A 26,006-nucleotide genomic window follows, 5' to 3' on the forward strand; every position below is an offset into this window, starting at 1 on the left:
CCTGGAGGACTTGAGTTGAGCCCCATCCGCTCCGCGACCATCGCGGCGCTCGCATCGGCCGTGCTGGCCACCACGCTCACCGGCTGCCAACTCGGCGAGGCCGACCAGGACACGAGTCCGATTGTGATCGCCGCGGACCTCGAACTCTCCGGCTCCGCCGCCCCGGTCGGTCGGGCGTACCAGCGGGCCCTGGAACTCAAGCGCGACCAGCTGAACTCCTCGGGCGCGTTGAACGGCCGTAAGATCGTACTCAAGGTGAAGGACAACCGTTCCGACGCCAAGGAGTCACTGCGCAACATCGGCGACTTCAGCAGCGATTCCCGGGTCAGCGCCATCATCATGGGCGGCTGCAACGAATGCGCGGTCGGCGCGGTCGGGATCATCAACGAGAAGCGGATTCCCACCATTGCGCTCGCCGCTTCCGGAGCGATCGCCAGCCCCGTTGCCGAGCGGCGCTACGTGTTCAAGCTGGGCCCGAACGCCGCCGACAGCGCCGCCGCGCTCACCGCCGAACTGCGCCGCAAGAACATCCGCAAGGTCGGCCTGCTGCACAGCGACGACGACTACGGCCGCGAGGGCGTGACCGCGCTGCGGGCCGAACTCGGCAAGGCCGACATCAAGCTGCTCCGCGAGGTGCCGGTGAAGACCACCGACACCGAGGTCGGCCAGCAGGTCCGGCAGCTCACCGACCGCAAGCCCGACGCGCTTCTCGTGTGGACGCCGCCGGAGCAGGGCACCCTGGCCGCCACCGCGGCCCAGCAGGCCGGCTTCCGTGGCTCGCTCTTCTTCGACGCCGGCGCCGCCGGCGACCTCTTCTTCGGCGCTGCGACCAAAGCCACCGAACGGGCGACGCTGATCTTCACCCAGACCATGGTGATCGACGACGTGATCGCCACCACCCCGGCGAAGGCGGCCCGCCGGCAGTGGTTCCAGGACTACACGGCCCGGTACGGCGGGTACAACGGCTCCTCGTCTTTCGCCGCCGACGCGGTGCAGCTCATCGCCGACGCCGAGCTGCGCGCCGGCGGCCCGGCCGGGCAGGTGGACCGCAACGGCATCCGGGACGTGCTGGAGACCTCCCAGATGGACGGCCTCTCCGGCCCGATCCGGATGACGCCGGACAACCACTCCGGGCTGATGCCCCAGGCACTGACCACGCTGGTGGCGCGGAACGGCCGTTGGCGGTTGGCGGGCTGAGGCCCGGCTCCTTCGGCCCCTCCATTTCCCGAGCCGGGACGGTGTGGCCCCGCCGTACCCGGCTCCGGGCGGTCAGGCTTGATCCCTCCGCCGGGCACGGCGGGGCCACACCTCAGGCCGTCCGCCGCTCGCGGTGCGCCGGCCTTTCCGGTGCTGATCTATCTGTCGGGGAGACCGACGGGAAGGGCCGGCCTCCTTCGGGGGCCGGCCCTGCGCGTTCGAGATCTCTCTCGTCGGGTCAGCGGCTGCTGGTGGTTTCGCGGACCCAGGGGAGGGCGATCCGCTCGACCAGCACCAGCGCCGCGTAGAGCAGGATGCTCACCAGCGCCACCAGCAGGATCGCCGCCCACGCGGTGGCGTAGTCGCCGACGCCGGCGTACTGGAGGATGACGTAGCCGAGGCCGCTCTCGCCGGCCTGGAACTCGCCGATCACCGCACCGATCGCGGCCAGCGGCATGGCCACCTTGAGCCCGACGAAGATCTGCGGCAGCGCGGCCGGAAAGCGCACCTTGCGGAACGCCTGCCAGCGCGAGGCGTTCCAGGAGCGGACCAGCTCGGCCAGGTCGGCTGGCGTGGTGGTCAACCCGGTCGCGGTGGAGAGCACGATCGGAAAGAAGCAGAGCAGGAAGACCATGGTCAGGATGGGCTTCTGACCCCAGCCAAGCGCCACCACCAGCAGCGGACCAAGCGTGATCTTGGGTACCGCGTTCACCGCGACCAGCAACGGGGTGAACATCCGCTCCACGGCGCGGGAGCTGGCCAGGGTGAGTCCGATCAGGACGCCGGCGGCCGCCGAGAGAGCGAAGCCGAACACGATCTCCAGCAGGGTGTCCCAGGTGTGCTCCAGCATCCGGGCCGGCTTGTCGACGAAGGCGGTGAACACTCCACCCGGGGGCGGCAACGCGGCCGGCGGAATCAGCTCCAGCCGGGCGACCAGCCACCACGCCGCCAGGGCGACCAGGAGGCCGGCCACGGGCAGCAACGCCGCCTCCGCCCCGGCGCGCACACCGGCGCGACGGCCGGCCCACCCCGCCTCGGGGCCGGCGCCCGGGGGCGGGGACGCCGCCACGGCCGGTTCGGGTGACCGGACGTCGGTCATCAGGACCTCCTCGATTTCCCTCGGCCCGCGGGGGCCGACGAGCGACGGGGGCACGCCCCACCGAAACGGCGGGACGTACCCCCGGGTGACGACCGGACGATCAGGCCTTCGGCGCGAGGCTGAAGTCGATGATCTGCTCGGGGGTGATGTTCTGCTTCAGCGCACCGGCGCCCTGCAGGATCGCGATGCTCTTGGCGACCCGGCCGTTGTCCAGGGTGCCGATCGCGGTGCCCGAGTTGCCGGAGCGGACGTACGCGGCCATCAGGTCCAGCTCGGCGGCGGCGGCGACCGGGTTGGTGGCGTCGACGTTCTTCTTCAGGATGTCGGCGGCCTCCTTGGAGTTCGCCAGGCTGTACTCCAGGCCCTTGAGCAGCGCCGCGGTGAACCGCTTCACCATCTCGGGCTTCTCCTTGGCGATCTTGGAGGAGGTGATCAGCACGTTGCCGTAGAGGTCCTGCATCACGTTGCTGTACGGCAGCATGACGGCCTTCTTCTTGGCCACCGCCTCGATGGTCGGCTGACCGACGACGAACTGGCCGATGCCGTCCACCGAGCCGGAGGCCAGCGTGCCGATCAGCGCCTGCGCCTCACCGTTGACCCAGGTCACCTTGCTGGCGTCCACGCCGGCCAGCTTGGCGTACGTCGGGAAGAGGTTGCGGACGACGGAGCTGGGGGTGTCGGCGAGCTTCTTGCCCTCCAGGTCCTTCGGGGACGCGATGTTCTTGCCCTCGACGGTGGCGATGGCGGCCATGGTGCGCTGCTGGATCGCGGCCACCGCGACGAAGTCCTTCGCCTGGCCGTTGCCGAGCTGGAGCAGGCCGCCGGTGAGGTCGATCGGGCCGAAGTCGGCCTGACCGCCGACGATGGTCTGGATCACACCGCCGGTGCCCTGGCCGGGCTTGATCTCGACGTCGAAGCCGGCGTCCTTGAAGAAGCCCTTGTCCTTCGCCACATAGGCGTAGGAGTCACGGCCGAAGTTGCCGAAGGAGGTGAGGTAGGTCACCTTCTCCAGCGCCTTGCCGTCGCCGCCCTTGGCGTCGGAGGAGTCCGACCCGCTGCTGCAGGCGGAGACGAGGGCGAGGGCGGTGGCCAGCGCGGCCGTGGCGACCGTACGGGTCAGCCTTCTCATCAGTAGCACCATGTCCTTTCCGACCGGGGCCGCTGGCCACCGGAGGGGGGTTGTCGCGGCGGGCCGGCGGGAGGGGTGGAAGCCGGATACCGCCATCGTGGGGGATTCTTCGCGGGCACAGCGTACGAGAAACCCACAGTTGCGACGCCAGGCGTATCGGGTTGCGGAACGGATACATCCTGACGACCACCCCGGACGGTGCGATACGTCGACGAGCCGGATAGCCTTTGTCCGATCCTGACTGCCCACTCAGCGGAGGCCTGCCGGAGATGATCCGACTGTCCGGGGTGTCCCGTACCTTCGAAGGCCGGTCCGGCCGGGTGGAGGCGCTCCGGGGCATCGATCTCGACGTCGCCGAGGGCGAGTTCGTCGCCGTACTCGGCCGCTCCGGGTGCGGTAAGTCCACTCTGCTGCGGCTGATCGCCGGCCTGCTGCCACTGAGCGCCGGTGAGATCACCGTGGCCGGCACGCCGATCACCCGGCCACGCCGGGACATCGCCATGCTGTTCCAGAAGCCCGCACTGCTGCCCTGGCGGTCCGTTCTCGACAACGTCCTGCTGCCGGTGGAGATCTTCGGCTGGAGTCGGGCCAAGCACCGCGAGCGGGCCCGGCAGCTGCTCGACGTGGCCGGGCTGGCCGGCTTCGAGAAGCGACTGCCGCACGAGCTCTCCGGCGGCATGCAGCAGCGGGTGTCGCTGTGCCGGTCACTGATCGGCGAGCCCCGGGTGATGCTGATGGACGAGCCCTTCTCCGCCCTCGACGCACTCACCCGCGAGGAGCTCTCAGGCGAACTCCAGCGGGTGCACATGGAGAACCAGCCGACCATCGTCTTCGTCACCCACTCGATCGACGAGGCGGTGCTGCTCGCCGACCGGGTGGTCGTGCTGAGCCCCCGCCCCGGGCGGATCCGCAAGGTGGTCGACGTCGACATCCCCCGGCCCCGCACCCTGGGCCGCAACGCGCACCTGGCCGACGTCGCCCGGGTCAGCGCGGACCTGCACGAACTGCTGATGGAACGCGACCAGCCGGCCGCCGCCGGGGCGGAAGGACGATGAGCATGCGGGTGTCGGTCTTCACCGAGCCGCACCGGGGCGCCAGCTACGACGACCAGCTCCGGTTCGCCCGACTGGTCGAGGCGGGCGGCTTCGAGGGCTTCCTGCGCGCCGACCACTACCAGGCGATGGGCGCCGACTCCGGCCTGCCCGGCCCGACCGACGCCTGGCTGACCCTCGCCGCGCTGGCCCGGGAGACTGAGCGGATCCGACTCGGCACCCTGGTCACCTCGGCCACCTTCCGACTGCCCGGCCCGCTGGCCGTCATGGTCGCCCAGGTCGACCAGATGAGCGGTGGCCGCGTCGAGCTGGGCATCGGAGCCGGCTGGTACGAGCGCGAGCACACCTCGTACGGCATCCCGTTCCCGGCCGTCGGCGAGCGCTTCGACCGGCTCGCCGAGCAGCTCGAGGTGATCACCGGGCTGTGGCGGACCCCGCCGGGCGGCACCTACAGCTTCACCGGCGACCACTACCGGCTGGTGGACGCGCCCGCGCTGCCCAAGCCGGTGCAGGTACCCGGTCCGCCGATCATCGTGGGCGGGCGCGGTCCGAAGCGCACCCCCGAGCTCGCCGCCCGGTACGCCGACGAGTTCAACATGCCCTTCAAGTCCGTCGCGGAGACCGCGGCGGCGTACGAGCGGGTGCGCGAGGCGTGCGATCGCGTCGGCCGCGCGGAGTCCGGGCGTCCTGCACTGGTGCTCTCGGCCGGCATCGTGGTGGCCGTCGGCCGGACGGACGCGGAGGCGCAGCGGCGGGCCGCGCCGCTGCACGAGAAGAGCGCGCTGCCGCCCGAGGACCCGGTGATCGGCTCTGCCGCCGAACTGGTGCAGCGGATCGGCGAGTTCGCCGCGGTCGGCGCCACCCGGGTGCACCTGCGCCTGATCGACTTCGCCGACCTCGACCACCTGGAGCTCATCGCCGCCGAGGTGCTCCCGCAACTGGACGGAGAACGATGACCGACGTGACCCAGCTCGGACCGGTCGGCCAGGAGATCGTGTACGAGAACGACCGCGTCCGGGTCTGGCACATCCGGCTGGAACCGGGCGAGCGGCAGCCGCTGCACCGGCACGACCACCCCTACCTGGTGGTGGCCATCCAGGGCGCGAAGAACGTCGTGCAGACGGTCGACGGCACCCGGATCGACGCCGACGAGCCCACCGGCGGCGTGGTCTACCGGGACCCCGGAGCGGTGCACATGCTGACCAATGTCGGCGACACGACTTACCTGGCCCGGCTGGTCGAACTCAAGTAAACCCGCCGCAGGGCGGGCCGGCGCGTCGCGCGGCGCGCCGGTGGCGATCCGGTGTAGCAGGTGCGTAACGTGCCGGACATGGCCTTTCGGACCTGGGGCAGACTGCTGCTCACGGCGCTCGGCGTGAGCGTGCTGGCCGGAGCCGGCCAGCTCGGCGTCGCCTACGGCTTCGGCATCATCCGGCTCACCGGCGCCTTCACCGGTACCACCGTCAACCAGTGGCCGGCCCAGCTCGTCTGGGTGGGCTGGTTCGCGGCGAACGCCGCGGTGGCCGGCGCCGTCCTCACCGGACGACTGGCCCGCCGCGACGGGCTGGCCGCCACCGTCGGCCGCCAGTTGGCCATCGGTGGCGCCGCCGCGCTCGGCGCCACCGCCGTCGCCCCGCTCTGCATGCAGCCCGCCCGGGCCGCCGAGCTGATCTCCGTCGACCCGGTCTGGGCCGTCGGCATCTGCGCGATCCTGGGCGCGGTCCTCGGAGCCGGCGCGGCGATCGCAGTGCTGCTCCGGCCGGAGCTGGGCTGGAACGTGGCCGCCGTGGCCGGTGCCCTCTGGCTGTTGGCACTGCTGTCGGTCCTGCCCTCGCTCGGCACCACCGGGCCGCTGCGCACCGTCCGGCTCGGCGTACTCGAGCCGAGCTGGCTGGACGCCGCCGCCGCGCAGCGACTAGCGCTGCTCCTGCTGCCCACCGTGGCTCTGCTCGCCGGCGCGGCGACCGCCGGCCTGGCCCGCCGCCGCGGCGAGGTCCCGCTGGTCAGCGGCGCGACGGGGGTGGCCGGTCCGGTGCTGGTGGCGTTCGCCTACCTGACCGCCGGCCCCGGCGGCCCCGTGGACCGCTACCAGACCACCCCCTACTACGCGGCGCTGCTCGCGATCGCCGCCGGCGCGCTCGGCGCGACGGCGGCCGCCCTGCTGCGCTGGCCGGCGGGCGCCCGCACCGCCACCTCCGACACGATCGAGCCCACCGACATCCTCCGCGCGCTGCCCACCGGCCCGGCCCTGCCCTCCACCGCCTCCCCGGGGTCCGCGATCCCGACGGACGAACGGGAGAACGACGAGCCGGTCGCCGCCACCAGCGGCGCGGAACTGGCCGGCAGCGGTGGCCCGCGCACCGTGGACGGGTCCGGAACGATCCGCACCGTTCCGGCGCACTGGGACTGGCCCGCGACCACCGCGGCGGGCCAGCACGGCTTGGTCCCGCACCCCGACCAGCCCCGACACCCGGAGACGCCCGCACCCGGCGAGGGCCCGGCGGCACCCGCCACCTGGCTGACCGTTCCCACCGGCGAGTTCGTCGCGCGGCCCGAAACCCTGCCGGCCGCCGGGCACCGTGAAGACAAGCCGCCCACCTCCGCCGCCGCCGACCCGGCGGTCACTCCGGCCAGGACTGCGCAGCCCGCCCCGACCGCCACGGCGGGCACCGAGCCGACGCCTGCTCCCGTCGACCGCCCGGACGACCAGACCCGGGCGGTCACCACCGACACCGCCGCTCCGGACCAGGCCCCGACGGACACCCCGGACACCACCGGTACGGACCAGGCCGCCGAAGGCGGACCTGCCGACGCCGAGCGGGCTCGGTCGGGTGACCCCGACCGCCCGGGCGCCGCCGTCAAGGCCACGACCGGCACGCGCCGGCCGTCCGGCGGAGACGCGGCCAGCGCGCCCGCCCCGAAGCCGCGCCGGACCCGCAAGCCGAAGTCCAGCCCGGCCGCCGCTACCGCCCCAGAGCCAACCGTCGACACCTCGTCGTCCGACATCGGGACCGGTCCGGCCAGCTCCGGGGGCCCAGACGACACCGGCGGCCCCCGGACCGGCACGCCCGGCTCGACCACCAAGGCCAGCGCGCGAGCGGGTGTACGCGCCTCGACCCCGCCGGTGCCCAGCGACGCATCGACCGCCGCAGCCGACTCCACCGCGCGGGCCGTTGCCCCGGCCTCGACCACCGGCCCGACGCCGAGCGGCCCTTCGACCGCAGCGGCCCCCGACTCCACCGCGCCGGCCGGTGACCGACCGAGCACCGGCGAGCCGGCGAGCGCCGCCGTCGCAGCCGCCGGGACCACCGCGTCCTCGGACCCGGCCGCGGCACCCGCCACCGGCACGGTCTCCGCCCCCGCCGGGAAGACCGCCCGCGCCGGCAAGGACGGTCGGGCCAGCAGGTCCCTCCGGGGCACCGAGGCCGCAGCGACCACCCCGATCAATGCCGCCCCGGAGCCGCCGGCTGCCATGGAGTCCGCCGACGAGGGGGACGGTGCCGCCGACACGGCGGCCCGCACCGGTACCGCGTCCGGCACCCGCGCTCCCGGTGCTGAGCCGTCCGGTGCCGACGCCGGCGCCCCTGGTCCGTTGTTCGGCCTGACGACCCCCAGCGACCGGGAGGTGGGCCGGTGGACTCCCGCCCCACCGACCTGGCCGGTCACCCCGGCCTGGGCGTCGACGACGAGTGCCCAGGTGCCCGACCCGACCGCGTCGGACGCCCCCAGCGGGCCGGAGCAGCCGACCGAACCGACGCCCCGCCCCCGGCACCGGGCACCCCTGCCCGACCTGAGCCGGGCCGCGAGCTGGGACGCCTTCGCCACCGCCCGTCGCGGCAGCACCGGCTCACCGGGCCCGCGGGACGACTCCACGGCCACCGCCTGGACGTCGAGCGATGCACCCGCGAGCACCGGCACCAGGACGTCGGACCAGACCACCGAGGCGCCGTCCGCCCCGACGGCGGACGCTCGGCCGTCTCCGGCGGTCCCCGACCAGGCCGGCACGCCCACCGACACCGCCCCGGGTCGCGACGGGGCGGCGACCGGTGACGCCGACCGGGACCGCGATTCCTCTTCGGACGGTGCGGAGCAGCCCTCCCGGCGAGGTCGGCTGGGCCTGTTCCGCCGCAACCGTTCCCGGGACGTCGAGGAGAGCCGGAGCGAGCCGGCCGCGGCGGAGCCGCTGCCCGCACAGGACGAGGAGTACGTCGACTGGGTGGCCGGCCTGGGCAAGCCCCTGGCGGACAACGAGCCGGAGCAGGAGAGCGGCCGTCGCTCCCTGCGCTCCACCGGCCGCCACCACCGCGACTGACCACCCGGGCGCGGGTCAGATCGACCCGACCCACCGCACCGGGCGCGAATCAGGCCAGGGGCAGGTAGACCTGGCCGCCGGAGGAGAGGAACTCCGCCGACTTGTCCCGCATGCCGCGGGCGGCGTACTCCTTCAGCTCCTGGGTGATCTTCATGGAGCAGAACTTCGGGCCGCACATCGAGCAGAAGTGCGCCGTCTTCGCCGGCTCGGCGGGCAGCGTCGCGTCGTGGTACGAGCGCGCGGTCTCCGGGTCCAGCGACAGGTTGAACTGGTCCTCCCAGCGAAACTCGAACCGGGCCGTGGAGAGCGCGTCGTCCCACGCCTGCGCGCCGGGGTGGCCCTTGGCCAGGTCCGCCGCGTGCGCCGCGATCTTGTACGCGATCACGCCCGCCTTCACGTCGTCCCGGTCGGGCAGCCCGAGGTGCTCCTTCGGGGTGACGTAGCACAGCATCGCGGTGCCGAACATGCCGATCATCGCGGCGCCGATCGCCGAGGTGATGTGGTCGTACGCGGGGGCGATGTCGGTGGTCAGCGGGCCGAGCGTGTAGAACGGCGCCTCGTGGCACCACTCCTGCTGGAGGTCCACGTTCTCCTTGATCTTGTGCATCGGCACGTGCCCGGGGCCCTCGACCATCACCTGCACGTCGTGCTCCCAGGCCACCGTCGTCAGCTCGCCGAGGGTACGCAGCTCGGCGAACTGGGCCGCGTCGTTGGCGTCCGCGATCGAGCCGGGCCGCAGCCCGTCGCCGAGCGAGAAGGTCACGTCGTACCGGGCCAGCAGCGCGCACAGCTCGGCGAAGTTGGTGTAGAGGAAGTTCTCCTCGTGGTGCGCCAGGCACCAGGCCGCCATGATCGAGCCGCCCCGGGACACGATGCCGGTCACCCGGTCCACGGCCAGCGGCACGTACGGCAGCAGCACCCCTGCGTGCACGGTCATGTAGTCCACACCCTGCTCGGCCTGCTCGATCACGGTGTCCCGGAACACCTCCCAGCTCAGCCGCACCGGGTCGCCGCCGACCTTCTCCAGCGCCTGGTAGATGGGCACGGTGCCGATCGGCACCGGGGAGTTCCGCACGATCGCCTCGCGCGTCTCGTGGATCCGCTTGCCGGTGGACAGGTCCATCACGGTGTCCGCACCCCACCGGGTGGCCCAGCTCAGCTTCTCCACCTCCTCGGCGACGGAGGACGTGACGGCCGAGGTACCGATGTTGGCGTTGACCTTCACCAGGAACGCCTTGCCGATGATCGCGGGCTCGCACTCGGGATGGTTGACGTTGAGCGGCAGCACCGCCCGCCCGGCGGCGATCTCGCCCCGGACGAACTCCGGCGCCTTGCCCTCCCGCACCGCAACGAACTCCATCTCCGGCGTGACGATCCCGGCCCGGGCGTAGGCGAGCTGCGTGGGTCGCTTCCCGTCCATTCCGGCCAGTGGCGTTCCCGCACCGCGTACCGGCGCCACGTCCCCCCGGGACGCGATCCATCCTCCGCGCAGCGGCGGCAGCCCCACCTCCGGATCGGAGCCGGGACCGGAGGTGTCGTAGAGCCGCACCGGCGGGTGGTCCCAGGTCAGCGCCACCTCGGCGAACGGCACCCGCACGTCCGGCCGCGACCCCTCGACGTACACCTTGCGTCGTGCCTGCATGACAGCCTCCCTGGTGATCAAGAGGACCAGCCGAAGTGGTCCAGCGGCCCGCGTCCAGCTCCCAGCTCCCAACCCCGCCCGCCGGTCAGCGCGCGGAGCACGTACTCCTTCGCGGCCCCGACCGCCGCCGGCACCGGGTCCCCGAGCGCCAACCGCACGGCGACCGCCGCCGAGAACGAGCACCCGGTGCCGTGGGTGTGCCGGGTGACCACCCGGGGCGCGCGCAGCAGGGTGGTGACGCCGCCGCCGTGCAGCACGTCGACCGCCTCGCCGCCGTCGATGTCACCGCCGGTCACCACCACGTACTCCGGGCCGCCGGCGGCCAGGGCCTCGGCGGCCACCACCATCCCGGCCAGGTCGTCCACCGGGCGTCCGGTGATGGCCGCGGCCTCCGCGCAGTTCGGCGTCGCCACCCAGGCGTACGGCAGCAGCCGCTCGACCGCGCCGACCACGCCGAGCCGGTGACCACTGGTGGCGACCAGCACCGGGTCGACGACCAGCCCCGGCAGTCGGCCGTCCCGGGCGGCGTCGGCGACCACGTCGGCGACGGCGGGGGTGCCCAGCATCCCGGTCTTCACGGCCTGCACGGTGAAGTCCGCGAGCACGCTGTCCAGTTGCTCGGTGACCGTGCGCGGCGGCAGCGGCAGGACCGCGTCGACGCCGCGGGTGTTCTGTGCGGTGACCGCGGTGATGACACTGGTGCCGTACGCGCCGAGGGCCGCGAAGACCTTGAGGTCGGCCTGGATGCCGGCGCCACCGCCGGAGTCCGAGCCGGCGATGGTGAGGATCGTCTTCGGCGTCACTTCTTCCCCTCGGTGGGCGCTCGGTCCGCTCGGTCCGCTCGGTCCGCTCGGTCCGTGGTGGGTGCGCTCTGGGGCTGCGGCCGACCGTGCCCACTCCGGGCGGTCAGGCTTGATCCCTGCGTGGGCGCGGTCGGCCGCAGCCCCGTCCCGGAGACCGCCGTCGGCTCGTGCCGGCTTCGCGGCAACCGTGCCTGCGCTTCGTCGAAAGCCCTGGTGAGGGCGAGGGCTGCCGTGGTCGGGTTGTCGGCTCGCATGATGGTGCCGAGCACCGCCACTCCGGCGGCTCCCGCCTCGACGCAGGCGGTGACGTGGTCTGCGGTCTCCACTCCGCCGAGTGCCAGGACGGGTACGGGGCTCAGTTGGATCAGCTGGTGGAGTCCTTCGGGGTGCAGGGGTGGGCCGTAGCCGGGTTTGGTCCGGGTGGGCCAGACGGGAGAGAGGGTGGCGTAGTCCTCGGTGGTGAGGCGGCGCAACTCCGTCTCGTCGTGGCAGGAGCGGCCCACCAACCGGCAGGTCGGTGGCGGGTACGGGCCGGCGGCGGGCAGGTGGACGGCGTCACCGTCGAGCGGGTCGGGGCCGGCCACGATCAGCGTCCCGCCGGCGTCGGCGAGGATCGCGCGCAGCTCGGCGGCGAGGGCGGCGCGCTCCGCCCTGGGCAGGTCCTTCTCCCGCAGCACCACCCAGCGCACTCCCCCGGCCACCGCCCCCGCCACCACCCGGTCCAGTGCCCGACACGCCATCCGCCGCTCGGTCAGCACCACCACCCCCGCCGGCACCACCCCCACCCCACCCGCGCCCGCTGCACCCGGGGGGATCTTGGAAGAATCGCGCCCCTCCAGGCGCTCTTTGCTTCCAAGATCTGCCGGGGCACGTCCTGCCGGGGCACGTCCTGCCCGGGCACCGCCGACCGGCTCGCGGTTGGTTGCGGCCGACACCGGGGTCGTCACAGGTCCGGTCTTCCGTCGTCGGGAGTGGACGGAAGGGCGTGGAAGCGACGGGCGATCCGGCCGGCGCCGTACGCCAGCCGGCCCGCCTCGACCGCGTACCGCATCGCGGTGGCCATCGCGACGGGGTCGGCGGCCCGGGTGACCGCGCTGGCCAGCAGCACCGCGTCGCAGCCCAGCTCCATGGCCAGGGCCGCGTCGGACGCGGTGCCGATGCCGGCGTCCAGGATCACCGGCACGTCCACGCCCTGCCGGATCAGCCGGATGTGGTGCGGGTTGCCGATGCCGAGCCCGGAGCCGATCGGCGCGCCGGCCGGCATCACCGCGGCGCAGCCCACGTCCGCCAGGCGGCGGGCGAGCACCGGGTCGTCGCTGGTGTACGGCAGCACGGTGAAGCCGTCGGTCACCAGTTCCTCGGCGGCGCGGAGCAGTTCCACCCCGTCGGGCAGCAGGGTCCGCTCGTCGCCGATCACCTCCAGCTTGATCCAGTCGGTGTCGAACGCGTCCCGGGCCAGCCGGGCCACCTTCACCGCCTCGGTCGCGGTGCGGCAGCCGGCGGTGTTCGGCAACAGCCGTACGCCGCACCGGTCCAGCAGCTCCAGCAACCCACCGGCGCTTCCCGGCGCGGTGTCCACCCGGCGCAGCGCCAGGGTGACCAGCTCGGTGCCCGACGCCCGGATGGCCCGCTCCAGCACGTGCAGGTTCGCGGCGCCACCGGTACCGAGGATCAGCCGCGAGGAGAAGGCCACCCCGCCCAGCTCGAACGACATGCCGCTCACCCGCCCTGCGCCGCGCTGAGCACCTCGACCCGGTCGCCGTCGCACAGCCGGGTCGCCGGCCAGCCGGCCCGGGGCACCACCTCGCCGTTGACCGCGACCGCCAGCCCGCGCTGCTGCCTGGTCACCTGGCGGACCAGGTCGGCGACCGTGGCGCCGGCGGGCAGCGTCCGTCCGGTGCCGTTCACCGTCACGTCCATGTCTCCTCCTCCGCACGGTGGTGGCCGCTGCCGGTGGACGCGAACCGCTCGGCGCCGAAGGGAGCGAGCAGCGGGTCCGGTACACCGGTGGTCACCAGGTCGGCGATGAGGTCGGCGGTGACCGGGGTGAGCACGATGCCGTGCCGGTGGTGGCCGGTGGCGGCGAGCACGTCCGGCCGGTCGGGCAGCGGCCCGAGGATCGGCGCGTTGTCGGGGGTGCCTGGGCGCAGCCCGGCGACCGCCTCGACCAGGTCGTACTCGGCCAGCTCGGGCAGCAGGTCGACACCGGCGCGGAGCAGGCGCAGCACCGCTCCGGCGGTGACCGTGGTGTCCGTGCGCTCCTCGACCGTCGCGCCGAGCACCACCTCGCCGTCGGCGCGGGGCACCAGGTAGACCGACTCGCCGTCGGCGTACCCCCGGATCACGTGCCGGAAGCCCGGCGCAACGCCGCCGGGCGCGCGCAGCCGGAGGATCTGCCCTTTCACCGGCCGTACCGGCAGGCCGGTGAGGGGGGCGGTCCCGCAGCCGGCCGCCACCACCGTGACCGTCGCGTCCACGTCGGAGAGTCGGCGGACCGCCGCGGGCACCAGCACCGCACCGGCCCGCCGGGCCGCCGTGCGCAGCGCCGGGACCAGCAGCCGCGGGTCGACCTGGTGGTCGGTGGCGGCCAGCGCGCCGCCACGCACCCCGGGGGCCAGCGCCGGTTCGCGGCCGCGCAGCTCGGTGGGGCGCAGCGGCGTCACCGGCAGGCCCAACTCTTGCTGGTACGCCCACAGCCGGCCCGCCTCGGCCAGGTCGTCACCGGTCAACCCCACCACCAGGGTGCCCTCGGTCCGGTAGCCCAGGTCGGTGCCGCTCGCCTCGGTCAGCTCGGCGGCGAACGCCGGCCAGCGGGCGGCGGACTCGACCAGCAGCCCGGTCAGCTCCCGTTCCCCGAAGTACGCCTCGGCGACCGGCGAGAGCATGCCGGCGGCGACCGCCGACGCCCCGGACCCCGGTGCCGGATCGTGCACCACCACGCGCATCCCCCGGGCGGCGCACCGCCAGGCGACCGCCAGCCCGATCGGCCCCGCCCCCACCACCGCCACGTCCACCGGCCCGGCCGGCGCACTCAACACGTCAGCGCCCCGAGCAGCTCGGCGGTCGCACGGGCCGGGTCGGCGGCGGCGGAGAGCGCGCCGACCACCGCCACCCCGTACGCCCCGGCGGCGCGCAGCGCCGGCACCCGGTCGGCGGTGACCCCGCCGATCGCGATCACCGGCACGCCGACCGCGTCCGCCATGGCGCGTACCCCCGCCGGCCCGATCGGCGCCGGGAGCCCGGACTTGGTGCTGGTGGCGTGGCACGGGCCCACGCCCAGGTAGCTCGCCCCGGCGGCGACCGCCGCGACGGCCGCGCCCGGTTCCCGGGCGGTCGCACCGAGCACGGCGGCAGGGCCGAGGACCCTGCGGGCCGCCCCGACCGGCAGGTCGTCCGCACCGACGTGCCCACCGGCGGCGCCCACGGCCAGTGCCACGTGCAACCGGTCGTTGACCAGGCAGCCCGCCCCGTACGGAGCGCAGAGCGCCAGAACCCGTCGGGCCAGCTCGTACGCCTCGCGGTCGGTGGCGGAGTCCTCGACCCGGACCTGGACCACCAACTCGTCGCGGGCGGCGGTGAGGGCGGCCCGGACCACGGTCAGTGGATCCCGCCCGGGTCGGGTGTCGGTGATGAGATGCAGTCGGCCGAAGGACGGCACGGCAACGCTCCTCCCTGCGCCGGCATTACCCGGATCAGGTTCGACGGTCGGGGGCTGTCAGCCCCCCTCTCAGCCCGGTACACCGGGCTCCCGTGGGTTACTTGCGTGTCACCGTACGACAGATCCCCCGGCCTGCCAAGGCGAGTCGGCGGTGGCCGTCGGGCCCGGGCGGTGCCGCGCGACAGGTCACGCTGGGCGCTTCGTACGGTCCTGTTCGGAATGTCGCCCACCGTTGCAGAACCGTTACCCGCCGGCATCTTGCCGGACATCGATCGAGCGGAACTAATTTGTTCAGCGACTCGACAAAATGCTGGTGGTGGATGTCTCCACCGGCTCCACCTGGGGCGGTCTTCGGCGTGCCGGCCCCGCGACATAGGAGGCGGCGTGTCCCCATCCCGTCGTGCCCGCGTACCCGTCACTGCGACCCTGCTCGCCCTCGCCCTCGCCTCGACGACCCTGTTCGGCGCGCCCGCGCAGGCGGCACCGGCCACCGCGCAGGCCGTCCAGGCGGCCCCGGTCACGCGGGTGGCGCCCCAGGCCGCCCAGGCCGCCGACGAACCCTTCTCCGTCCTGGTCTTCTCCAAGACCGCCGGCTTCCGGCACGACTCCATCCCGACCGGCCTCGCCGCCATCCAGCAGCTCGGCGCCGCCAACGGGTTCACCGTGGACAATTCGGAGGACGGCGCCGCCTTCACCGACGCCAACCTGGCGAAGTACCGGGCGGTGATCTGGCTCTCCACCACCGGCGACGTGCTGGACGCCGAACAGCAGGCGGCGTTCGAACGCTACATCCGGGCCGGGGGCGGCTACGTGGGCATCCACGCCGCCTCCGACACCGAGTACAGCTGGTCCTGGTACGGCGACCTGGTCGGCGCGTACTTCGCCAGCCACCCGGCGAACCAGCAGGCCACGGTCAAGGTGGAGGACCACGCCCACCCGGCCACCACCGAGCTGCCGGAGCGCTGGTCCCGCTTCGACGAGTGGTACAACTACCAGTCGAACCCGCGGCCGGACGTGCACGTGCTGGCCAGCCTGGACGAGACGAGCTACGCCCCGGGCGCCGGCGCGATGGGCGCTGACCACCCGATCGCCTGGTGTCAGGACTTCGACGGCGGCCGGTCCTGGTACACCGGGGGCGGGCACACCCGGGAGTCGTACGCCGAGCCCGAGTTCCTCCGGCACCTGCTCGGCGGCATCCGGACCGCCGCCGGAGTGGCCGACGCCGACTGCGGCGCCTCGAAGACCGCCAGCTTCGAAAAGGTCACGCTGGACAGCAACACCAGCAACCCGATGGAGCTGGACATCGCCCCCGACGGACGGGTCTTCTACATCGAACGCGACGGCCGGGTGCAGATCGTCAAACCGGACAGCGGCACCACCGTCACGGCCGTCGACCTGGACGTCTTCTCCGGCAACGAGGACGGCCTGATCGGCATCCGGCTCGACCCGGACTTCGCCACCAACCACTGGGTCTACCTCTACTACGCCCCGAACGACGGCGTGGCGCGCAACGTGCTGTCCCGGTTCACCGTGACCGGTGACACCATCGACCCGGCCAGCGAGAAGCAGGTCCTGCGCGTCGACACCCAGCGCAACACCTGCTGCCACGCCGGCGGCAGCATGACCTTCGACGGGAACGGCAACCTCTACCTGGCCACCGGCGACAACACCAACCCGTTCGAGTCGGACGCGTTCACCCCGATCGACGAGCGGCCGGGCCGGGCCGACTACGACGCGCAGCGCACCGCCGGCAACACCAACGACCTTCGCGGCAAGGTGATCCGCATCCACCCCGAGGACGACGGGACGTACACCATCCCGGGCGGCAACCTCTTCCCGCAGGGGACCGGGAAGACCCGGCCGGAGATCTACGCGATGGGTTTCCGCAACCCGTTCCGGATCGGCATCGACCCCGGCACCAACACCCTCTACGTCGGCGACTACGGGCCGGACGCCGGCTCGGCCAACCCCAACCGCGGCCCCGAGGGCACGGTGGAGTGGAACATCGTGGGCACCCCCGGCAACTACGGCTGGCCGTACTGCACCGGGGCGAACTACGCCTACAACGACTACACGTTCCCGTCCGGCCCCAGCGGAGCGAAGTTCGACTGCGCGGCACCGGTGAACAACTCGCCCAACAACACCGGGCTCACCGCCCTGCCACCGGCGATCCCGGCCACCGTCGACTACGACTACAGCGGCAACCCGCGCTTCCCGGAGATCGGCGGCGGTGGCGCTCCGATGGGCGGCCCGGTCTACCGGTACGACGCCGCCCTCGCCTCCGACCGGAAGTGGCCGGCGTACTACGACGGCAAGGCGCTCTTCGGCGAGTGGAACCAGTCGAAGATGTACACCATGCAGGTGACCGCCGACGGTAAGACGCTGGTGGACATCAACCAGCTTCTCACCGGGATGAGCCTGATCCGGCCGATGGACTTCGAGTTCGGCCCGGACGGCGCGCTCTACCTGATCGAGTGGGGCAGCGGCTTCGGCGGCAACAACGACAACTCCGGCGTCTACCGGATCGACTACATCGCCGGTGACCGCGCGCCGATCGCCGTGGCGAACGCCACCCCGACCTCCGGGCCGGCGCCCCTGACGGTGACCTTCTCCAGCGCCGGCTCCCGGGACCCGGACGGCGGCACGCTCACGTACGCCTGGGCCTTCGGCGACGGGCAGAGCTCCACCGAGGCCAACCCGACGCACACCTACACAGCGGCGGGCAGCTACACCGCCCAGCTCACCGTGACCAACCCGAAGGGCCGCACCGCGGTGGCCAACGTGCTGGTCACCGTGGGGAACACCGCGCCGACGGTGACCATCGAGTTCCCGCCGGACGGCGGCTTCTTCGACTGGGGTGACCAGGTCAGATACACGGTGAAGGTGACCGACCCGGAGGACGGGGAGATCGACTGCGACCGGGTCCAGCTCCAGGTGCTGCTCGGCCACGACGAGCACGCGCACCCGCTGGAGCAGCACACCGGTTGCACCGGCACCGTCCAGACGTCGCTCGCCTCCGGGCACGGCGCCGAGGCGAACGTCTTCGCCGTCTTCGAGGCGACCTACACCGACCAGGGCGGCAACGGCGGAGCCGGGCCGCTCACCGGGCGGGCGATCGAGCAGTTGCAGCCCAAGCGGAAGCAGGCCGAGTTCTTCACCGCCACCGGGCGGGCACCGGGAAGCACCGGCGGCGGGGATCCCGGCGTGCAGAAGGAGACCACCGGCGACACCTCCGGCGGCGGACAGAACATCGGCTTCATCGAGGACGGCGACTGGTGGTCGCTCGCCCCGGCCGACCTGACCAACATCTCCACCATCCGGTTCCGGGCCGCCTCGGCGACCACCGGCAGCCGGATCGAGGTCCGCGCCGGCGCGGTCGACGGGCCGCTGGTCGCCTCGGCCACCGTGCCCGGCACCGGCGCCTGGCAGACGTACGCCGACGTGACCGCGCCGGTGACCGGTGCCGCGAGCGGCACGCTGTACTTCGTGGCCCGGGACCCGAACGGCGGCGCGGGGTCGCTGTTCAACGTCAACTGGATGGACTTCCTCGGCCGCGGCGTCACCGAGAACGCGCCGCCGGTGGTCACCGCCACGGCCACCCCGGCCACCGGCACCGCGCCGGTCACCGTCGCCTTCGACGGCACGGCCACCGACGCCGAGGGGGACACGCCGCTGACGTACGCCTGGGACTTCGGCGACGGCGGCACGGCGACCACCGTGGACGCCAGCCACACCTACACCGGCCCGGGCACCTTCACCGCCACCCTGACGGTGACCGACAGCAAGGGCGCCCGGTCGTACGCCACCGTGCCGGTGCGGGTGGACGCGCCGAACACGTCCTGCTTCGGGGCACGTTCGGACGACTTCACCGGCACCAGCCTCGACCGGGCCCGGTGGACCAGTGTGGTCCGGGAGAACCAGCTCTACTCGGTCTCCGGCGGCGCGCTGCGGCTGCCCACCGCGGTCGGCGACCTCTACGGCGGCCGCAACGACGCCACCAACCTGGTGCTCCAGCCGGCGCCGACCGGAGCCTGGCAGGCGACCACCCGGCTCACCCTGCCGGTGACGGCCGACTACCAACAGGCCGGCCTGCTGGTGTACGTCGACGACGAGAACTACGCCAAGCTGGACCTGCTCCACGCGGGCAGCCGGCGAGTGGAGTTCATCCGGGAGACCACCGGCACGCCGCGCAACGAGGCAGCCGACAGCATCGCCGCACCGGCCGGTGACACCCTGCACCTGCGGATCACCAGCGACGGGACGAACCTGACCGCGGCCGTCTCGGCCGACGGGCAGACCTTCACCCCGGTCGGCCGGTCGGCCGCGCTCGCCGGCATCGCCAACCCCCGGATCGGGCTCTTCGCGCTCAACGGCGGCACCGCGGCGCCGGTGGTCGACGCGGCCTTCGACTGGTTCCAGGTCTCGCCGGACGCCCCGGCCGGGCCGGTCGACCCGTCGGACGAGTTCACCGGCGACACGCTGGACAAGTGCCGGTGGGACGCCATCCTGCGGGAGGACCCGACCGGTTACCGGGTCACCGGTGGCGCGTTGCGGATCGACGTGCCCAACGGTGACATCTACGGCACCAGCAACACCGGGCCGGAGAACTTCATCCGCCAGACCGCGCCGGCCGGCGACTGGACCCTGGAGACGAAGGTCGACGGCAGCCTGCTGAACGAGCAGTACCAGCAGGCCGGCCTGATCGTGCAGGCGGACGACGACAACTACCTGAAGTTCGACTACATCGCGGACAACCAGGCAGGTCAGCCGGTGACGCGGCGGATCGAGTTCCGCAGCGAGATCGGCGGGGCGGTGCAGAACCCGCAACCCGAGGCGGCCAACCTGACCGGTGCGGTGTGGTACCTGCGGCTGGCCCGCAGCGGTGACACCTTCACCGCGTCGTACTCGGCCGACGGCACGACCTGGACCGCGTTGACGGCGCTCACCAACAGCGCGGTCGGGGCCACCCCGAAGGTCGGGTTGTTCACCCTCGGCGCCAACCAGACCGCCTCGAAGACGGCCGGGTTCGACTACTTCCGGCTGACCACCGAGGCGGCCGACAAGACCGCCCCGGTGACCAGCGCGGCGGTCTCCGGCACCCCGACCGACGGCTGGCACACCGGGCCGGTCACGGTCACCCTGACGGCCGCCGACGAGGCGGGCGGCAGCGGGCTGGCCGGTACGGCGTACCAGCTGGACGGGGCCACCAACTGGACGAACTACACGGGCCCGGTGGCGGTCAGCGGGGACGGCGAGCACGAGCTGCGGTTCCGCTCGTCGGACCAGGCGGGCAACGTGGAGTCGGCGAAGACGGTCGCCGTGAAGATCGACGCCACCGCGCCGGTCACCTCGGCGGCGTTCGCACCGGCGAACGACGCCGGCTGGCACGCCGGGACGGTCCCGGTCGTACTGACCTCGACCGACACCGGGTCCGGGGTGAAGGCGGTGGAGTGGTCGCTCGACGGCGGCGCCTGGACGCCGTACTCGGCGCCGGTCCAGGTGACCGGCGACGGGCAGCACGAGCTGCTGTTCCGGTCCACCGACAAGGCGGGCAACGCCGAGACGCTCAAGTCGGCGGTGCTGCGGATCGACGGCACGAAGCCCACGCTGCTGGTGTCCGGGATCGCCGACGGTCAGCTCTACGGGGACAGCCAGGACGTCCGGGTGTCCTGGCAGGCGGTCGACCCGACCTCAGGCGTCGCCAGCGTGGTCGGCGAACTGGACGGCCGCTCGTACGCCAGCGGAACCCTGCAGGCCATGTACGAGCTGCCGCTCGGCCTGCACGAGCTGACCGTCACCGCGACCGACAAGGCGGGCAACCAGACCACCTCGGAGGTCCGGTTCTTCGTCACCACCTCGTTCCGGGACATGCAGAACCTGCTGGACCGGTTCAAGGCGACGGGGCGGCTCTCAGCCAAGGCGCACAAGCAGTTGACGGCGAAGCTCGACGCGGCTCGGAAGGCCGAGGCGGCCGGCAAGGACGCTCAGGCGATCAGTCAGCTGACCGCGTTCCGGGTGCTTGCCGCCGACGCCACCCTGGTGTCCGAGGCGGAGATCCGGGACGTCCTGGTCCGCGACGCCGACGCCATGATCGTCCGGCTCGGCGGCGCGGCCAGCAAGGCCGGAGTACGGGCGAACGACGGCCAGTCCGTTGACGGTGCCGGGCGACTCGGTGGCGATGCCACCCGGCTCGCCCCCGGCCGCCGGCTCTGATCCCACGAGGCCCCTTCCCGACGCTCGACGTCGGGAAGGGGCCTCCCTCATCCACAGTGAGGAGACGTCCGTGACCCGTATCCGCAAGGCGTGTGCCGCCCTGCTCGTCGGACTGGCCCTGACCCTGCTGTCCGCGGCCCCGGCCGTGGCGCACACCGGCAAACTCAAGCTGACCGTTGCCGGCGACGGGGCCGACGGAGTCACCGTCCAGGCCACCTACGCCGACGGGCACCGGCTGGACAAGCCGGTGCGGTTGGTCCTCACCGGCATCGGCCCGGACGGGCGGCGGGTCGGCCCGGTGCAACTGGAGCCGGCGGCGGAGGGGCAGGGCTTCTACAGCAGTGGCCCGATGCTCGCCCCCGGCACCTGGACGGTGACGGTGAGCGCCCCGTCGCCGAACCGCAGTCAGGCCAGCGCCAAGGTGCAGGCGCGGGCCGCCCAGTCGCCCCCGCCGGCTCCCGCACCGGTCGCGCTGACAGCGCCGGCGGCCGACCCCCGCGCCGGCGAGGGAGGAGCCTGGTGGTGGCCGGTCGGGCTGGCCGGCGTGGTGCTCGCCGCCCTCGCGGCGGCGGTGCCGATGCTGCTCACCCGGCGCCGCCCCGACTGACTGCCCGGGGGCGCTACGGCACCCGGTTGGAGGCACGCCGCCGACGGCCGCCGGTCCCCACCGCCTCGACCGGATGGCGGGCGGGACCGGCGGCCGTGCGCCGGGCGGAGGTCAGAGGATGGCCTGCAGGGCGTCCAGATCGTCGTCGGTGGGCTGCCAGGTGCCCGCGGCGGCGTTGGCCGCCACCTGCTCGGGCGTGGTGGCGCCGGCGATCACCGAGGTGACCGCGGGCTGGGCGGCCAGTCCACCGATCGCCACCTGGAGCATGGTCAACCCGCGCTCCGCGGCGTACGCCTCGATGGCCTCGATGGTGTCCCAGTCCGCGGCGGCGAGCCGGGCCGCGTACCGGCCACCGCCGGCGAGCCGGCTACCGGCCGGGGGCTGCTCGTCGCGCTTGTACTTGCCGGTGAGCAGGCCGTTGGCCAGCGGGAAGAACGGCAGCATGCCGAGGCCGAACCGCTCGCAGGCCGGGATCACCTCGGTCTCGACGGACCGCTCCAGCAGGCTGTAGTGGTTCTGCGCGCTGATGAAGCGGGACCGGCCGTTGGAGGAGGCGACCCAGTCCGCGTCGGCGATCTGCCAGCCGGCGAAGTTGGAGTTGCCCAGGTAGCGCACCTTGCCGTCGCGGACCAGGTCGTCCAGCGCCGCGAGGGTCTCGTCGATCGGGGTGCCCGGGTCGGGTTCGTGCATCTGGTAAAGGTCGATGTGGTCGGTGCCGAGCCGGCGCAGCGACGCCTCCACGGCCCGGGCGATGTAGCGCCGCGCGCCACGGGCGCCGTGGTCGGGGCCGTTCAGCCCGTTCATGTCCATGCCGAACTTGGTGGCCACCACGACGTCGTCCCGGCGCCCCTTGAGCGCCTGCCCGAGCAGTTCCTCCGAGGCGCCCTGCGGCTCCCCGTAGATGTCGGCGGTGTCGAAGAAGTTGATCCCGGCGTCCAGGGCGGCGTCCACCACCGCGCGGGTCCCGTCGAGGTCGAGCTTGCGGCCGAAGTTGTTGCAGCCGATGCCGACCACGGACACCACGAGCCCGGAGTCGCCCAGCCGGCGATAGGTCATCTCAGTCACGAGATCCACCCTATGCCCGCCCGATGACCGCCACCTCGGTGACCAGTTCGCGGGTGGCGTCGATGGTGGCGGTCAGCTCGGCGGAGCTGTGGCCGACGGCGCCGAGCAGGGCCTGGGCCTGCCGCTCGAAGTCCGGCGGGGCGCCGGGCAGCCGGCCCGTGGCGGCGATCATCCCCTTCTCGTTGACCAGCCACCGGCCCGCGCGGGCGTGCAGCACCTGGGCGAGCACCCCGACCACCCGGAACAGACATCCGGCGACGTACCCGCTGTCCCCGCCGGCCGCGGCCTTGGCGGCGCCGGCCAGCAGGAACCCGGCCTCCCAGCCGCCGGCCACCAGCGCGTCGGCGAGCGCGGGCGGGTACGTGCCGGTCTGCTCCCGGAGCCCGCCCAGCTCACCGGTCGGATCGGCGAGCACCCGGCAGAGCGCCACCTCGCCCGCGTAGGCGGAGGAGTAGAAACCGAGCGGGTGCCCAGCCTGCACCCCCACCTCGTACCGCCCGGCGCGGCAGTCCGCCCAGACCCGGTGCACCCGGTCGAGGTCCCGGTAGATCCAGTCCACCGCGACGCCGCCGATGCGCAACCAGCCGCCGCCGTCGACCCACGGCCCCCAACCGCCCGGCGCGGTGAGCGCCACGTCGGAGTCGTCGGCGACCGACGCGGCGACCGCTCGCAGCGCCGACACGTCCAGCTCGCCCCGGTAGTACAGGCCGAGGTCCCAGTCGGAGTCCGGCCGGTGCTCCCCCCGCGCCCGGCTACCGCCGAGCGCGACCGCGACCACCCCGCCGACGGCGCAGAGCCGGTCGGGCAGGTCGCTGGGGATCACCGGACGTCCCAAACCGGCTCCGGGGTCTCCACCACCTCGCCGTCGCCGCCGAACAGGACGAAACGATCGAAGGAGCGGGTGAACCAGCGGTCGTGGGTGACGGCGACGACCGTCCCCTCGAACGCGTTCAGGCCGGCCTCCAACGCCTCGGCGCTGGCCAGGTCGAGGTTGTCGGTGGGCTCGTCGAGCAGCAGCAGCGTCGCTCCGGACAACTCCAGCAGCAGCACCAGGAACCGGGCCTGCTGGCCGCCGGAGAGGGTGCCGAAGCGCTGGTCGCCCTGCGCGGCCAGCTCGTAGCGGCTGAGCACCCCCATGGCCGCGTGCCGGTCCATCCCGGCCCGGTGCTCGTCGCCGCGCCAGAGCGCCTCGACCAGGGTCTTCGACATCAACTCCGGCCGGTCGTGGGTCTGCGAGAAGTGCCCGGGACGTACCCGGGCCCCCAGGCGCACCGTGCCGTCGTGGGCGACCGGGGCGAGGGCCGACGCGTCGATCGGCCCGTTGGCCGGGTCGGGGTCGGTGCCGCCACGGGCGAGCAGTCGCAGGAAGTGGGACTTCCCCGTCCCGTTGGCGCCGAGCACCGCCACCCGGTCGCCGTACCAGATCTCCAGGTCGAAGGGGTAGGTCAGGCCGTCGAGCTCCAGCTGGTCACAGATGACCGCGCGCTTGCCGGTCCGCCCGCCGGACAGCCGCATCCGGATGTCCTGGTCCTTCGGCGGTACGGGCGGCGGGCCGGCCTCCTCGAACTTGCGCAGCCGGGTCTGCGCCGCCTGGTAACGCGAGGCCAGCCCGTCGTTGTACGCGGCCTTCTGCTTGTACATGAGCATCAGCTCGCGCAGCTTCTGGTGCTCCTCGTCCCAGCGTCGGCGCAGCTCGTCGAGGCGGGCGTGCCGGGCCACCCGGGCGGAGTGCCAGCTCGCGAAGCCACCGGGGTGGATCCAGGCGCTGCCGCCCTCCACGGCGACCACCCGGTCGGCGGTGTGCGCCAGCAACTCCCGGTCGTGCGAGACGTAGAGCACCGATTTGCCCGACTCGCGCAGCCGCCCCTCCAGCCACCGCTTGCCGGGCACGTCGAGGAAGTTGTCCGGCTCGTCGAGCAGCAGCACCTCGTCCGTGCCGCGCAGCAGCAGTTCCAGGGCGAAGCGCTTCTGCTGGCCGCCGGAGAGGGTGCGCACCGGCCGGTCCCGGGCGGCGTCCCAGGGAAGGTCCAGCACGATGGTGGAGACGGTGTCGAAGAGCACCTCGGCGTCGTACCCGCCGGCCTCGCCCCAGGCGCCGAGCGCGTCGGCGTACGCCAGCTGGGCCTTGCCGGCTGCGGTGCTGTACTTGCCGCGGACCTCGGCCGCCCGCATCGCCGTCTCGGTCTCGACGAGCCGGCGGCCGGCGTCGCGCAGCGGCGGCGGGGCCAGCGACAGGGCCAGGTCGGCCAACGTGGACTCGTCGCCGATCATGCCGATGAACTGGCGCATCACGCCGAGGCCACCGGCCCGCGCGACGGCTCCGGTACGCACCGGCAGGTCGCCCGCGACCATCCGCAGCAGCGTCGTCTTACCCGCGCCGTTCGGCCCGACCAGGGCGACCTTGGCCCCCTCACCGACCCGGAACGACACGTCGGCGAAGAGTTCCCGACCGTCGGGCAGGATGTGCCCGACCGCTGCCACGTCCACGTATCCCACGCGGGGATCCTGCCCCAGTCAGGGCCGGCGGGTACATCCAATTACCGGGTGACCCGCAGCACCCGGAAGCCCTTCTGGCTGGCCTGCCGCTCGACCTGCCAGCCCTGGTCGGCGAGCCAGCGGTGCAGTGAGTCGCCGCCGAGGTGCCGGGCGACCACCAGCCAGGCGACGCCGTCCGGGGCGAGCCGGGGCAGCCAGCGCAGCAGCAGGTCGTGCAGCCCCTCCTTGCCGATGCGGATCGGCGGGTTCGACCAGATCTGGGCGAAGTGGACGTCGCCGGGCACGTCGTCCGGCGCGGCCACCCGGACCCGGTCGGTGGCGCCGATCCGGGCCGCGTTGGCGGCGGTCAGTTCGCGGGCGCGGGCGTTGACGTCGACGGCCCACACGGTGGCCGTCGGGGCGGTGTCGGCGAGCACGCAGGCGATCGGTCCGAAGCCGCAGCCGAGGTCGAGCAGCTCACCGGTGGTGTCGGCGGCGGGCAGGTCGGCCTTGCGCAGCAGCACGGCGGTGCCCGGGTCGAGCCGGGTAGCGGAGAAGACCCCGCCGGCCGAGGCGAGCCGGTAGTCGCGGTCGGCGACGGAGAACTCCACCTCACGGGGCTGGGCGTCGGTGGTGGGTTCAGCGGTGAAGTAGTGGTCGCCGGTCACGGCGGCAATTCTCGCACCGCTCGGGGTACCCGCCGACACGGCCCACACCCACATTTCCCATTATTACCCCCTAAAGGGACAATCGC

General features: G+C 73.3%; 20 protein-coding genes and 1 riboswitch. Of the genes, 7 read left to right on the top strand and 13 right to left on the bottom strand.

Translation table 11 applies throughout. The features are described from left to right. Nucleotides 1-15: 15 nt before the first annotated feature. The gene (locus ACFOW4_RS09710) at nt 16-1,197 is read left to right on the top strand and encodes an ABC transporter substrate-binding protein (RefSeq protein ID WP_377526413.1); all 1,182 of its coding nucleotides are present in this window, start codon (nt 16-18) and stop codon (nt 1,195-1,197) included. Between the two features lie 238 nt (nt 1,198-1,435). On the opposite strand, the gene ACFOW4_RS09715 is transcribed toward ACFOW4_RS09710, so the two are convergent. After that, a complete protein-coding gene (locus ACFOW4_RS09715; RefSeq protein ID WP_377526415.1) occupies nt 1,436-2,296 on the bottom strand; it encodes an ABC transporter permease in 861 nt (286 codons plus the stop codon). Nucleotides 2,297-2,396: 100 nt separating this feature from the next. Next, complete coding sequence (locus tag ACFOW4_RS09720) at nt 2,397-3,425, bottom strand: ABC transporter substrate-binding protein (RefSeq protein WP_377526416.1); 1,029 nt, start codon at nt 3,423-3,425, stop codon at nt 2,397-2,399. Nucleotides 3,426-3,694: 269 nt separating this feature from the next. On the opposite strand from ACFOW4_RS09720, the gene ACFOW4_RS09725 reads away from it, so the two are divergent. From ACFOW4_RS09725 to ACFOW4_RS09740, 4 genes are all read left to right on the top strand, one after another. After that, the gene (locus tag ACFOW4_RS09725; RefSeq protein WP_377526418.1) at nt 3,695-4,480 is read left to right on the top strand and encodes an ABC transporter ATP-binding protein; all 786 of its coding nucleotides are present in this window, start codon (nt 3,695-3,697) and stop codon (nt 4,478-4,480) included. A gap of 2 nt (nt 4,481-4,482) precedes the next feature. Further along, nucleotides 4,483-5,433, top strand: coding sequence for an LLM class F420-dependent oxidoreductase (locus ACFOW4_RS09730; RefSeq protein ID WP_377526566.1), 951 nt, complete (start codon nt 4,483-4,485; stop codon nt 5,431-5,433). Beyond that, complete coding sequence (locus ACFOW4_RS09735; protein ID WP_377526419.1) at nt 5,430-5,729, top strand: cupin; 300 nt, start codon at nt 5,430-5,432, stop codon at nt 5,727-5,729. The genes ACFOW4_RS09730 and ACFOW4_RS09735 overlap by 4 nt, the downstream gene beginning before the upstream one ends. A gap of 78 nt (nt 5,730-5,807) precedes the next feature. Continuing rightward, nucleotides 5,808-8,789, top strand: coding sequence for a hypothetical protein (locus ACFOW4_RS09740; protein WP_377526421.1), 2,982 nt, complete (start codon nt 5,808-5,810; stop codon nt 8,787-8,789). Between the two features lie 49 nt (nt 8,790-8,838). Here ACFOW4_RS09740 and thiC read toward each other — a convergent pair whose 3' ends face one another. The 7 genes from thiC to thiE all read right to left on the bottom strand — a co-directional run bounded on the left by thiC (nt 8,839) and on the right by thiE (nt 14,892). Beyond that, the gene (gene thiC / locus ACFOW4_RS09745; RefSeq protein WP_377526422.1) at nt 8,839-10,431 is read right to left on the bottom strand and encodes a phosphomethylpyrimidine synthase ThiC; all 1,593 of its coding nucleotides are present in this window, start codon (nt 10,429-10,431) and stop codon (nt 8,839-8,841) included. Between the two features lie 17 nt (nt 10,432-10,448). Next, nucleotides 10,449-11,234 carry a bifunctional hydroxymethylpyrimidine kinase/phosphomethylpyrimidine kinase gene (gene thiD / locus ACFOW4_RS09750; RefSeq protein ID WP_377526424.1) on the bottom strand — a complete coding sequence of 262 codons (786 nt, stop codon included), beginning with the start codon at nt 11,232-11,234 and terminating at the stop codon, nt 10,449-10,451. Beyond that, nucleotides 11,231-11,974 carry a thiamine phosphate synthase gene (locus tag ACFOW4_RS09755; RefSeq protein WP_377526567.1) on the bottom strand — a complete coding sequence of 248 codons (744 nt, stop codon included), beginning with the start codon at nt 11,972-11,974 and terminating at the stop codon, nt 11,231-11,233. Before ACFOW4_RS09755 ends, thiD begins: the two co-directional genes overlap by 4 nt. 203 nt (nt 11,975-12,177) lie before the next feature. Beyond that, a complete protein-coding gene (locus tag ACFOW4_RS09760; RefSeq protein WP_377526425.1) occupies nt 12,178-12,957 on the bottom strand; it encodes a thiazole synthase in 780 nt (259 codons plus the stop codon). Beyond that, a complete protein-coding gene (gene thiS, locus ACFOW4_RS09765; protein ID WP_377526427.1) occupies nt 12,954-13,154 on the bottom strand; it encodes a sulfur carrier protein ThiS in 201 nt (66 codons plus the stop codon). The genes ACFOW4_RS09760 and thiS overlap by 4 nt, the downstream gene beginning before the upstream one ends. Further along, a complete protein-coding gene (gene thiO / locus ACFOW4_RS09770; protein WP_377526429.1) occupies nt 13,145-14,272 on the bottom strand; it encodes a glycine oxidase ThiO in 1,128 nt (375 codons plus the stop codon). The genes thiS and thiO overlap by 10 nt, the downstream gene beginning before the upstream one ends. Continuing rightward, nucleotides 14,266-14,892 (bottom strand): thiamine phosphate synthase, encoded by a 627-nt coding sequence (gene thiE / locus ACFOW4_RS09775; protein ID WP_377526430.1) that lies wholly within the window; start codon nt 14,890-14,892, stop codon nt 14,266-14,268. Before thiE ends, thiO begins: the two co-directional genes overlap by 7 nt. Further along, a riboswitch (TPP riboswitch) is annotated at nt 14,887-14,996 on the bottom strand. (Overlaps the previous gene by 6 nt.) Before the next feature lie 280 nt (nt 14,997-15,276). Between thiE and ACFOW4_RS09780 the strand changes: the two genes are divergently transcribed. After that, nucleotides 15,277-21,105, top strand: a complete 5,829-nt coding sequence (locus ACFOW4_RS09780; RefSeq protein WP_377526432.1) for a ThuA domain-containing protein — start codon at nt 15,277-15,279, stop codon at nt 21,103-21,105. A gap of 70 nt (nt 21,106-21,175) precedes the next feature. Further along, nucleotides 21,176-21,712 carry a hypothetical protein gene (locus tag ACFOW4_RS09785; protein WP_377526433.1) on the top strand — a complete coding sequence of 179 codons (537 nt, stop codon included), beginning with the start codon at nt 21,176-21,178 and terminating at the stop codon, nt 21,710-21,712. 111 nt (nt 21,713-21,823) lie between these two features. On the opposite strand, the gene ACFOW4_RS09790 is transcribed toward ACFOW4_RS09785, so the two are convergent. From ACFOW4_RS09790 to ACFOW4_RS09805, 4 genes are read right to left on the bottom strand one after another with little or no spacing between them, the layout of a single operon-like run. Continuing rightward, entirely contained in the window at nt 21,824-22,786 is a 963-nt protein-coding gene (locus ACFOW4_RS09790; protein ID WP_377526435.1) for an aldo/keto reductase, read from the bottom strand. Nucleotide 22,787: 1 nt separating this feature from the next. Then, a complete protein-coding gene (locus tag ACFOW4_RS09795; RefSeq protein ID WP_377526436.1) occupies nt 22,788-23,600 on the bottom strand; it encodes a nucleotidyltransferase domain-containing protein in 813 nt (270 codons plus the stop codon). Further along, complete coding sequence (locus tag ACFOW4_RS09800) at nt 23,597-25,273, bottom strand: ABC-F family ATP-binding cassette domain-containing protein (RefSeq protein WP_377526438.1); 1,677 nt, start codon at nt 25,271-25,273, stop codon at nt 23,597-23,599. Before ACFOW4_RS09800 ends, ACFOW4_RS09795 begins: the two co-directional genes overlap by 4 nt. A gap of 41 nt (nt 25,274-25,314) precedes the next feature. Further along, complete coding sequence (locus ACFOW4_RS09805; protein ID WP_377526439.1) at nt 25,315-25,920, bottom strand: class I SAM-dependent methyltransferase; 606 nt, start codon at nt 25,918-25,920, stop codon at nt 25,315-25,317. Nucleotides 25,921-26,006: the final 86 nt, after the last annotated feature.

Source organism: Micromonospora sp. GCM10011542 (assembly GCF_042650685.1).
In the GTDB taxonomy this organism is placed as follows: domain Bacteria; phylum Actinomycetota; class Actinomycetes; order Mycobacteriales; family Micromonosporaceae; genus Micromonospora.